This window comes from Streptomyces sp. NPDC058964 (genome assembly GCF_042741275.1).
In the GTDB taxonomy this organism is placed as follows: domain Bacteria; phylum Actinomycetota; class Actinomycetes; order Streptomycetales; family Streptomycetaceae; genus Streptomyces.
In genome coordinates, this window is sequence record NZ_JBHYKH010000300.1 from 1 (window position 1) to 11,079 (window position 11,079).

Genomic DNA, 11,079 nt, shown 5'->3' on the forward strand with positions numbered 1-11,079 from the left:
CCGCCGCGCCGGCCCGCCGCGGGGGGGGCTCGTGGGGGCCGGTTACCACCCCGCCCTGCGGCTATAACCCCGGCCCATTTGCGTGAATGGGCGCGCGCCGGGGCATACGTACCACGCCCCCTCTCGATCATGTCGAGGCATGTCGAGGCCGACAAGCGCGGGAGGTACCCGTGAGCAGTACCCTCTTCCGGACGAAGAAGGTGGAGCAGTCCATCCTCGATACCGAGGAGCCAGAGCACGCGCTCAAGAAGTCCTTGTCCGCGCTGGATCTGACCGTCTTCGGCGTCGGTGTCATCATCGGCACCGGCATCTTCGTCCTGACCGGCAAGGTCGCCAGGGAGAACGCGGGTCCCGCGGTCTCCCTGGCCTTCGTCGCGGCCGGCGTGGTCTGCGCCCTCGCCGCGCTCTGCTACGCGGAGTTCGCCTCCACCGTCCCGGTGGCCGGATCCGCGTACACCTTCTCGTACGCCTCCCTCGGTGAACTGCCCGCCTGGATCATCGGCTGGGACCTGGTCCTGGAGTTCGCGCTCGGTACGGCGGTGGTCGCCGTCGGCTGGTCCGGCTACATGCGCTCGCTCCTCGACAACGCGGGCTGGCATCTGCCGGACTACCTCGCCGGGCGGGACGGGGCTCACGGCTTCGGCTTCGACATCCTCGCCGCCGCGCTGATCCTGGTGCTCACCGCCATTCTGGTGATCGGCATGAAGCTGTCCGCGCGGGTCACCGAAGTGGTCGTCGCCATCAAAGTGGTTGTCGTACTGATCGTGATCGTCGCCGGCGCCTTCTTCATCAAGGGCTCCAACTACCAGCCCTTCATCCCCAAGGCCCAGGCCGTGCACGCCGAGAGCAATCTCAGCGCCCCGCTCGTGCAACTGATGTTCGGCTGGGCCCCCTCCAACTTCGGCGTGATGGGGATCTTCACCGCCGCCTCCGTCGTCTTCTTCGCCTTCATCGGCTTCGACGTCGTGGCCACGGCGGCCGAGGAGACGAAGAACCCGCAGCGGGACATGCCGCGCGGCATCCTCGGGTCCCTGCTGGTCTGCACGGCGCTGTACGTGGCGGTGTCCATCGTCGTCACCGGAATGCAGCACTACAGCAGGCTCTCCGTGGACGCCCCGCTCGCCGATGCCTTCAAGGCCACCGGCCACCCCTGGTACGCGGGCGCGATCAGCTTCGGCGCCGTCATCGGCCTGACCACGGTCTGCATGATCCTGCTGCTCGGCCAGACCCGGGTGTTCTTCGCGATGAGCCGCGACGGGCTGCTGCCCCGCTTCTTCTCCGTCGTCCACCCACGTTTCAGGACTCCGCACCGGCCGACCATCCTGCTCGGCGTGATCATCGCGATCATCGCGGGTTTCACGAGCCTGAGCGAGCTGGCCGAACTGGTGAACATCGGCACCCTGTTCGCGTTCGTCGTGGTCGCGCTCGGCGTGATCATCCTCCGCCGCACCCGCCCCGACCTGCACCGTGCCTTCCGCACCCCGTGGGTGCCGTTCGTCCCGGTCCTGTCCGTCCTGGCCACCCTGTGGCTGATGCTGAACCTGCCCGCCGAGACCTGGCTCCGGTTCGCCGTCTGGATGATCATCGGCTTCGTCGTCTACTTCCTGTACGGCCGCTCGCACAGCCGTCTCGCACGGAACGGCAAGAACGCGGACGCACGGTGACCGCACCGTTTGCCGCCCGGCCCGGTATGTCCTGCTTCGGTGGGAACCGCGGGGCCGGATAGCGTGCTCACCATGCCCGCCGCGTCACTCGCCCCGTCACGTACCGCAGTCGCCCCGAAGGCGTACTGGACGCGTCTGCTGCCGGCCCTGGCGGCCCTGGCCTGTGTCACCCGGGCACCGTCCTTCGCACGGCCGCTGTGGAACCCGGACGAGGGCTATCTCGCCGTGCAGGCCCGGATACTGGCGCAGGGCGGACAGCTGTACGAGACGGTGGTGGACCGCAAGCCGCCGCTCGTGCCGTGGCTGTACCAGGCCGCGTTCGCGCTGGGCGGCTCCGGTTCGCTCACCCCGGTCCGCGTCCTCGCGGTCCTCGCCCAGCTCCTCACCGCCGTCCTGCTGGCCTCGCTCGCCCGGCGCCGGTGGGGCGGCACCGCCGGCCGCACGGCCGGGGTGCTGTATCTGCTGGTCTCCGTGGGGCTCAACCCCGAGGACGCGCAGGCCGCCACCTTCGAGGTGTTCATGCTGCCGTCCACCGCCGCCGCGCTGTGGTGCGCGGACCGCCGCCGCTGGGGAGCGGCGGGGGTGGCGGTCGCCGGCGCGCTCCTCACCAAGCAGACCGGCGGGGCGGTGCTGGTGCCGGTGGTGTGGCTGGCGTACCGGCACGGCGCACCGCGCCCGGCCGTGCTGCGGCTGGCCGCCGGCACGGCCGTGCCGGTGCTGTGCGCGGCTCTGGTCACGGATCCGGCCGGCTTCGTCTTCTGGACGGTCACCGGCTCGGGCGCGTACGCCGCCTTCACCGGCTCCGAGCTCCACGTCCTGTTCAGGGGGCTGGCCAACACGGCGATCCTGGCCGTGGCCTGCGCGGGCCTGATCCCGCCGGTGGTACGGGTGCTGCGCGTGGCCCGCACGGGAGCGGGAGACCTGTGGCTGTGGCTGGCCTCCTCCGCCCTGGCCGTCACCGCCGGCTTCCACTTCTTCGGTCACTACTACCTGCAGCTCATCCCGCCGCTCGCCCTGCTGGCCACGGCCGCGCTGCAGGTCCTGCCCCGGGTGCGGCTCACGTCCGCCGTCCTCACCTCGGCCTGCTGCTGTGCGCTCTTCCTGGCCTGGGGCCTGCTGGCCCCCCGCCCCGAACTCACCCACGCCCAGCGCCTCGCGTCCGCCGTGGCCCACCGCACGGCACAGACCGACCGGATCCTCGTCTGGGGCATACACCCGGAGACGTACTGGCTCTGCGCCCGCACCCCGGCCAGCCGCTATCTCACCGCCGGCTTCCTCACCAACTACAGCGGCGGCCGCGACGGCCCCCGGGTCGGCGAGAAGTACGCCGTCGAGGGCACCTGGCCCGTCTTCCGCGCGGAGATGATCGCCCACGCCCCGGCCCTGGTGGTCGACGACTCCCGGGGCAAGCCGTACGCCCCGGACCACGTACCGGGCCTGCGCCGGCTGCTGACGGCACGGTACGAGCAGGTGGCGGAGGTGGACGGGGCGGTGCTGTACGCGCGCGTGCCACGCGACCGGGTCCCAGGTCCTGCCGTCAGATCCCTCCTGCCCCGCGAAGCCGTGCAGGCCCAAGTACATCGAGTACGAGGACCCAGGCCGGGCACGGCCGGGCAGGCCGGGAGCACGCTCCCCCGAACCATCGGCTTCGCTCGAGCAGGGGGACCTCCATGACGCCGCCGGGCCCTTCGGGCGGAACGACGCGGAGGGGACGACAGGACCTAGGAGGCCGGCTCGCACGGTGAGGGCCGCGGGGCGGGGCGGGCGGACGCGGGAGCCGCGGCCCCGCTGTCGTCACCGGTCGAACCGCCGGCCGGCCGGCCGTGCCGGAACACGGGCTCTCGCGTCGGTGGCCGGCCCATGGAGAACCGCCGGAGCAGCAGATGGCGATGCCGGCTGCCATGCGGGGGCGGGCCGGATCGCCGCGTGAGCGACCTACGGGAGGCCGACCGCACGACCCCACACCAGGCCTGCGAGCTACGTGGGCTGCAGGCGGTTGTCGACCCTAGGCGCGGGACGGCCCACCTGTATGGGCCGTTCCTGGGGTAAACGTCCGGACCATTTCGGGGAGGGGTCTCGTGGGCGTCCGTGGCAGTGGCCCAGGATTGTCGTGCCGGGACAACACACCTAGGGGCGTCCCCCGAGGACCGCCCGTGGCCCGGTCACCTCCGCGTCCAATTCCGTCACCCTGCGCCGCAGTTCCCGGTCGGCCGTGATGACCAGGCAGGGGCGGCCGTGATTCTCCTCGACGAGTTCGGCGATGCGGTCGTCGCCGCTGCCCGCCGCCGTCTCCACCCGTACGCCCGGCGCGGACTCCACCCCGCGCGCCGCGCCCTCGACGACGAGCACGATCTCCACGGGACTCGGATGGCCGGGCAGCCCTTCCGCGGCCAGCCGGTCCCGCAGCCGTTCGGTGGCCCCCTTCCGGTCCCGCCACCATCCGTCGGGCACCGACCCGACGACGTTCGCGGCGTCGACGATCACGAGCAGGGGGGCATCCTCGTCCATGCGCCAAGGGTCCCACGGCCCCGTGTGCCGAACATTTCCTGCGCGGCCGCGCGACCGGGGGCGGGCCGCGTCCACCCGTCCGTCCGGCATAAAGTGAAACGGTGAACGGCGACTGGCTCATACGCGGCCGCGACGGCCGGCTCGGTGTCTATCTGCAGTCGGACCAAGGCGTCCTGTGCCGGGCCGAGCGCGGACCCGGCGGCCCCTGGGACGCTCCGCGCGCGGTGGGCGGCACCCAGAAGCTGCACCCCGGTCTCTCCGTCGGTCAGGGCGTCGACGGCTACGCCCATCTGATCGCCTGGCGGCCCACGTCGGCAGGCGAGTCGGGCCTGGTGCACTCCACCCACTTCCGGCCCCACCTCGCCGCCCTGGACTGGCAGCCGGTAGGCCACCCCGACAAGAAGGGCGACCGCACCGGGACTCCGGCGGTCGTCGTCGACGCGCAGGGCCGCGCCCATGTCTTCGTGCGCAACGCGGGCGGCGGGGTGAGCATGCTCGCCCAGAAGGAGAAGGGCGGCTGGCACCCCTGGCGGGACCTCAAGGGCCGGGGCGTCCAGGAGGAACCGGCCGCGGTGACGGGGGAGTCGGGCAGGGTCGAGCTGTACGCGGCCGTCCCCGGAGCCGTCCTGCACTGGCGTCAGGAGGAGCCGGGCGCCGATCCGGTGCTGGAGGAGGCGCTGGAGGCCCCCGCCCGGCCCGGCACCCTCCACGCCCTCGCCACGTCCCCCGACAGCACCACCCTCTTCTACACCGACGACACGGGCGACATCTGCGCCTGGCGCCCCGGCGGCAAGCCGGTCGCGCTGCTGGCCTCGGCCGGTCCCGGCCCGGTCGCGGCGGTCCGCTGCGAACTCGACGGCCACGACTGCACCCTCCTGGCGCAGCGCTCGTCGAGCGGCCGGGTGGCCTTCGCCGCGTATCCGACGGAGGACGAGGCGGCGGGCGCCTGGTGGACCGAGTCGGGTCCCCGACTCCCGCTGGACGCCGTGGTGTCCCTCGCGGTGGACGAGGACGAACGCGTGGTGGCGGCAACGTTGTCCCCGTCGACCGGGCAACTGCTGGTGACCCGCCGCAAGGACGAGCCGGGGCTGGCACTGGAGGCATGGCGCACGGTCTGAGTGCGCGATGATGGCCGCCGTGGACACCGAGACACTCATCGACGCATGGCGTCGTCTTCTGACCGACTCCGGAAAATCGTGGGTGCTCTTCGAGCACGGCACCTGTGTGGTGCTCGAGGAGCCCGAGGGACCGCTGGACGAACGGGCGACCGACATCCTGCGGGAGTTCGGGCCCGTGCACGTGGGCGGCCCGGCCGGCGACTTCCGTGTGCTCGAACTCAAGAACGGCGAGGGCTGGCTGGTGACGGGCCATCATCCGGACGTCGTCACCTTCGTCGCCCTCGACGAGTCCGATGATCCCTCGCACCTTGCCGTCGGGATCCACGGACGGTCCAAGCGCGACGAGGACGGCAGGGAACTGCACGTCGTCCATGTCGAGGACGCCCGTCCGTCCGCCTCCTGAAACGCCGATGCCCGGCGCACCACTCGGGTGCGCCGGGCATCGTACGTCCGTACGGAACGCCGCGGATCCGGTTACGCCGGGACGCTCGCCACGCCCGGAGCCAGGAACTTCTTGCCGTTCACGCGCTCCGAGACGCCCTCGCGGTCCAGGTACGGCGTGATGCCGCCCAGGTGGAAGGGCCAGCCGGCGCCGGTGATCAGGCAGAGGTCGATGTCCTGGGCCTCGGCCACGACGCCCTCGTCGAGCATCAGACCGATCTCCTGGGCCACCGCGTCCAGGACGCGGGCGCGGACCTGCTCCTCGGTCAGGACGACATCGCCCTGCTTCAGCAGCGCGGCGACCTCCGGGTCCAGCTCCGGCTTGCCGCTGTCGTAGACGTAGAAGCCGCGCTTGCCCGCCTTGACGACGGCCGCGAGGTTCGGGGAGACCTTGAAGCGGTCCGGGAAGGCCCGGTTGAGGGTCTCCGAGACGTGCAGACCGATCGCCGGTCCGACCAGCTCCAGCAGGACCAGCGGGGACATCGGCAGGCCCAGGGGCTCGATGGCCTTCTCGGCGACCTCGACCGGGGTGCCCTCGTCGATGACGTTCTGGATCTCGCCCATGAAGCGGGTCAGGATGCGGTTCACCACGAACGCCGGGGCGTCCTTGGTGAGGACCGCGGTCTTCTTCAGCTTCTTGGCGACCGCGAAGGCGGTGGCCAGGGAGGCGTCGTCGGTCTTCTCGCCCCGGACGATCTCCAGCAGCGGGAGGATCGCGACCGGGTTGAAGAAGTGGAAGCCCACGACCCGCTCGGGGTTCTTCAGCTTCGACGCCATCTCCGTCACGGAGAGGGAGGAGGTGTTGGTGGCGAGGATCGCGTGCGCCGGGGCGACCGCCTCGACCTCCGCGAACACCTGCTGCTTGACGCCGATCTCCTCGAAGACCGCCTCGATGATGAAGTCGGCGTCCGCGAAGCCCTCGGCCTTGTCCAGGACACCGGTGACCAGCGCCTTGAGGCGGTTGGCCTTGTCCTGGTTGATCCGGCCCTTGCCGAGCAGCTTCTCGATCTCGGCGTGGACGTAGCCCACACCCTTGTCGACGCGCTCCTGGTCGATGTCCGTGAGGACGACCGGGACCTCCAGGCGACGCAGGAAGAGGAGGGCGAGCTGGCTGGCCATCAGGCCCGCGCCGACCACGCCGACCTTGGTGACCGGACGGGCCAGGTTCTTGTCCGGGGCACCGGCCGGGCGCTTGCCGCGCTTCTGCACCAGGTTGAACGCGTAGATGCCGGAGCGCAGTTCGCCACCCATGATCAGGTCGGCGAGCGCCTTGTCCTCGGCGTCGTAACCCTGCTGCAGGTCGCCGTTCTTGGCGGCCGCGATGATGTCGAGGGCGCGGTAGGCGGCCGGGGCCGCGCCGTGCACCTTGGAGTCGGCGATGGAGCGGCCCTTGGCGACGGCCTGGTCCCAGCCCTCGCCGCGGTCGATCACCGGGCGCTCGACCTGGATGTCGCCCTTGAGGACGTTCGCCGTCCAGATCAGCGACTGCTCCAGGAAGTCGGCGCCCTCGAAGATGGCGTCGGCGATGCCGAGGTCGAAGACCTGCCGGCCCTTGAGCTGCTTGTTCTGGTTCAGGCTGTTCTCGATGATCACCGAGACGGCCTTGTCGGCGCCGATGAGGTTCGGCAGCAGGGTGCAGCCGCCCCAGCCGGGGACCAGGCCCAGGAAGACCTCGGGGAGGGAGAACGCCGGGATCGCCTTGGAGACGGTCCGGTAGGAGCAGTGCAGGCCGACCTCGACGCCGCCGCCCATGGCCGCGCCGTTGTAGTAGGCGAAGGTCGGGACCGCGAGGCCCGCGAGGCGCTTGAAGACCTCGTGGCCGCCCTTGCCGATGGCCAGCGCGTCCTCGTGCTTCTTCAGCAGCTCGACGCCCTTGAGGTCGGCGCCGACCGCGAAGATGAACGGCTTGCCGGTGATGCCGACGCCGACGATGTCGCCGGCCGCGGCCTCCGCCTCGACCTGGTCGATCGCGGTGTTGAGGTTCGCCAGCGAGGCCGGACCGAAGGTGGTCGGCTTGGTGTGGTCGAAGCCGTTGTCCAGCGTGATGAGCGCGAAGCGCCCCGCGCCGAACGGCAGGTCGAGGTGGCGTACGTGCGCGGACGTGACGACCTCGTCGGGGAACAGCTCGGCCGCACCCTTCAGAAGCTCAGCGGTGGTGCTCACTTGTCCCCCTCGAAGTGCGGGTTCTCCCAGATGACCGTCGCGCCCATGCCGAAGCCGACGCACATGGTGTTCAGGCCGTAGCGGACGTTCGGGTGCTCCTCGAACTGGCGGGCCAGCTGCGTCATCAGGCGGACGCCGGAGGAGGCCAGCGGGTGGCCGAAGGCGATGGCGCCGCCGTACTGGTTGACGCGCTCGTCGTCGTCGGCGATGCCGTAGTGGTCGAGGAAGGCCAGCACCTGGACGGCGAAGGCCTCGTTGATCTCGAACAGGCCGATGTCGGAGATGCTGAGCCCCGCCTGGGCGAGGGCCTTCTCCGTCGCCGGGATCGGTCCGTAGCCCATGACCTCGGGCTCGACTCCCGCGAAGGAGTAGGAGACCAGGCGCATCTTGACCGGCAGGTTGTTCTCGCGGGCGAAGTCCTCGCTCGCGATGATCGACGCGGTCGCACCGTCGTTCAGACCGGCCGCGTTGCCCGCGGTGACCCGGCCGTGGACGCGGAACGGCGTCTTGAGGCCCTGCAGGTTCTCCAGGGTGGTGCCCGGACGCATCGGCTCGTCGGCGGTGACCAGGCCCCAGCCGGTCTCGCCGGCCTCGGGGTTGGTGCGGCGCACCGAGATCGGCACCAGGTCCTGCTGGATCTTGCCGTTGGCGTACGCCTTGGCGGCCTTCTCCTGCGAGCGCACCGCGTACTCGTCGGCGCGCTGCTTGGTGATCTGCGGGTAGCGGTCGTGCAGGTTCTCCGCGGTCATGCCCATGAACAGGGCGGACTCGTCGACCAGCTTCTCGCTGACGAAGCGCGGGTTCGGGTCCACGCCCTCGCCCATCGGGTGGCGGCCCATGTGCTCCACGCCACCGGCGATGACGGCGTCGTAGGCGCCGAAGGCGATCGAACCGGCGGTGGTCGTCACGGCGGTCAGGGCGCCGGCGCACATGCGGTCGATCGAGTAGCCGGGCACGGACTGCGGGAGGCCCGCGAGGATGCCGGCGGTGCGGCCGAGGGTCAGGCCCTGGTCGCCGATCTGCGTGGTCGCGGCGATGGCGACCTCGTCGATCTTCTTCGGGTCGAGGCCGGGGTTGCGGCGCAGCAGCTCCCGGATCGCCTTCACGACGAGGTCGTCGGCGCGGGTCTCGTGGTAGATGCCCTTCGGGCCCGCCTTGCCGAACGGGGTACGGACGCCGTCGACGAAGACGACATCCCTGACGGTACGAGGCACGATGGCTCTCCTCCAGGGTGCGGGATGGCACTGCTGCGATGCGCAAGCGCTGAGCGCGCGCTCAGGCACATGCTACTTGTGGGTAACGTAGCTGCACAGCCCTGACGCGGGGAGCGGCGAACGTCACATCCCCGGCCCGGCGTCGAGCCCTGCGGGCCGGCACCGGAGTCGGTAACGGATGCGGGTGGGTGAACCGGCGGCTGGAAGTCGTCCCGGGCGGACTGCGGGGACACGTCCGGGTGACCCGGAGGCCCGTCCCGGTGAGCCCGGCGGCCGGCGGCGGGTGCCCGGCCCGTCACCACCGGCACGCAGGGCCGGGGCCCCCTGGTCGTACGCCCGGCATGTGCTCCAGGGCCGCCGCGAAGATCCCGTCCCGGGTCGCGCGGGACGGCGGACGGCGGCGAAGCGCCTGGCAATCCCGGACGGCCCGCTCGACGTGCCGTCCCAGGATCTTGGCGTGATCTCGACGTTCCTGCTCCGCCTCCGTGGCCCCCACCGCATGCGAGGAGCCACCGGGTGAGGGGCCAGGCAGGCCAGGGCCCGTCCGGCGCGATCCGCAGGACGGGGCCCTAGTCGCCCTTGACCGTCAGTGCCGCCACGAGCACCGGCGTCACCTGGTCCACCTGCCACGGCCGCGCGCCGTACCCGGAGAGCGCGGCGCTCACGGACTCGGTGTCGACGGACTTCGGCGGCTCCCAGCACAGGCGCCGCACGGTGTCGGGTGCGATCAGGTTCTCCTGGGGCATGCTGAGCCGCTCGGCCAGCGCCGAGACCGCCGCGCGAGCGGCGGACAGCCGGGCCGCGGCCGCGGGGTCCTTGTCGGCCCAGGCCCGGGGCGGCGGCGGTCCGGCGACCGGCTGCCCCGGCTGAGGCAGCTGGGCGTCCGGCAGGGCCTTGGCCCGGTCGACGGCGGCCTGCCACTGCTCCAGCTGACGCCGTCCCGTCCGGTGCCCGAACCCGTTCAGCCCCGCGAGCGCGTGCACGTTCGCCGGCAGGGAGAGCGCCGCCTCGACGATCGCGGTGTCGCTGAGCACCTTTCCGGGCGAGACGTCACGCCGCTGGGCGATACGGTCCCGCGTCTCCCACAGCTCCCGCACCACGGCCAGCTGCCGCCGCCGGCGCACCTTGTGCATGCCGGACGTCCGCCGCCAGGGGTCCTTGCGGGGCTCGGCCGGCGGGGCGGACGCGATCGCGTCGAACTCCTGCCGGGCCCACTCCAGCTTGCCCTGCCGGTCCAGCTCCTTCTCCAGGGAGTCCCGCAGGTCGACCAGCAGCTCGACGTCCAGGGCCGCGTACCGCAGCCACGGCTCGGGCAGCGGCCGGGTTGACCAGTCGACGGCGGAGTGCCCCTTCTCGAGTACGTATCCGAGCACGCCCTCGACCATCGCGCCCAGGCCGACCCGGGGGAACCCGGCGAGCCGGCCGGCCAGCTCGGTGTCGAAGAGGCTGCCGGGCATCATGCCTATCTCGCGCAGGCAGGGCAGATCCTGGGTGGCCGCGTGCAGCACCCATTCCACGCCGGTCAGGGCCTCTCCGAGGCCCGACAGGTCGGGACAGGCGACGGGGTCGATCAGGGCGCTCCCGGCTCCCTCGCGGCGCAGCTGCACCAGGTATGCGCGCTGGCCGTAGCGGTAGCCGGAGGCGCGCTCGGCATCCACGGCGACGGGGCCGGAACCCGCGGCGAAGGCGGCGATCACCTCGGCCAGCGCGACCCCGTCGGTGATCACCGGCGGAATGCCCTCACGCGGTTCGAGCAAAGGGATCGGCGCCGCCGCAGTAGATCCGCCGTCGTCCGGAGGAGTGCCTCCGGTGGTGCGCAGTGGCATGTCTGCTGCGGTCTCTTGGGCGTCGGTCACCTGTCAAGGGTATCTGTGTGTGGACAGCGCCCGTCGACGGAACGTTCCGTCGACGGGCGTCAGGGGGTCGTAAACCACTCATGTCGGTGAAAAATACCCGTCAAGTGAGTGAACG

The 11,079-nt window shown here is 71.6% G+C and carries 8 protein-coding genes; 4 read left to right on the top strand and 4 right to left on the bottom strand.

Annotated features, from left to right (window positions below):
- Window positions 1-170 precede the first annotated feature (170 nt).
- Entirely contained in the window at window positions 171-1,664 is a 1,494-nt protein-coding gene (locus tag ACFW2E_RS29930) for an amino acid permease (RefSeq protein ID WP_384470195.1), read from the top strand.
- A gap of 72 nt (window positions 1,665-1,736) precedes the next feature.
- Entirely contained in the window at window positions 1,737-3,338 is a 1,602-nt protein-coding gene (locus ACFW2E_RS29935; RefSeq protein WP_384470196.1) for an ArnT family glycosyltransferase, read from the top strand.
- Between the two features lie 453 nt (window positions 3,339-3,791).
- On the opposite strand, the gene ACFW2E_RS29940 is transcribed toward ACFW2E_RS29935, so the two are convergent.
- Window positions 3,792-4,172 (bottom strand): NTP pyrophosphohydrolase, encoded by a 381-nt coding sequence (locus ACFW2E_RS29940; RefSeq protein ID WP_384470197.1) that lies wholly within the window; start codon window positions 4,170-4,172, stop codon window positions 3,792-3,794.
- A gap of 101 nt (window positions 4,173-4,273) precedes the next feature.
- On the opposite strand from ACFW2E_RS29940, the gene ACFW2E_RS29945 reads away from it, so the two are divergent.
- Window positions 4,274-5,290 (top strand): hypothetical protein, encoded by a 1,017-nt coding sequence (locus ACFW2E_RS29945; RefSeq protein WP_384470198.1) that lies wholly within the window; start codon window positions 4,274-4,276, stop codon window positions 5,288-5,290.
- A 10-nt stretch (window positions 5,291-5,300) separates the two neighbouring features.
- Window positions 5,301-5,693: a hypothetical protein gene (locus ACFW2E_RS29950; protein WP_384470202.1), complete on the top strand. Its 393-nt coding sequence runs from the start codon at window positions 5,301-5,303 to the stop codon at window positions 5,691-5,693.
- A gap of 71 nt (window positions 5,694-5,764) precedes the next feature.
- Here ACFW2E_RS29950 and ACFW2E_RS29955 read toward each other — a convergent pair whose 3' ends face one another.
- The 3 genes from ACFW2E_RS29955 to ACFW2E_RS29965 all read right to left on the bottom strand — a co-directional run bounded on the left by ACFW2E_RS29955 (window position 5,765) and on the right by ACFW2E_RS29965 (window position 10,964).
- Window positions 5,765-7,894 (bottom strand): 3-hydroxyacyl-CoA dehydrogenase NAD-binding domain-containing protein, encoded by a 2,130-nt coding sequence (locus tag ACFW2E_RS29955; RefSeq protein WP_384470199.1) that lies wholly within the window; start codon window positions 7,892-7,894, stop codon window positions 5,765-5,767.
- On the bottom strand, window positions 7,891-9,108 hold the full coding sequence (locus ACFW2E_RS29960) for a thiolase family protein (protein WP_384470200.1): 1,218 nt from the start codon (window positions 9,106-9,108) through the stop codon (window positions 7,891-7,893). Before ACFW2E_RS29960 ends, ACFW2E_RS29955 begins: the two co-directional genes overlap by 4 nt.
- A 569-nt stretch (window positions 9,109-9,677) precedes the next feature.
- Complete coding sequence (locus ACFW2E_RS29965) at window positions 9,678-10,964, bottom strand: HRDC domain-containing protein (RefSeq protein WP_384470201.1); 1,287 nt, start codon at window positions 10,962-10,964, stop codon at window positions 9,678-9,680.
- Window positions 10,965-11,079: the final 115 nt, after the last annotated feature.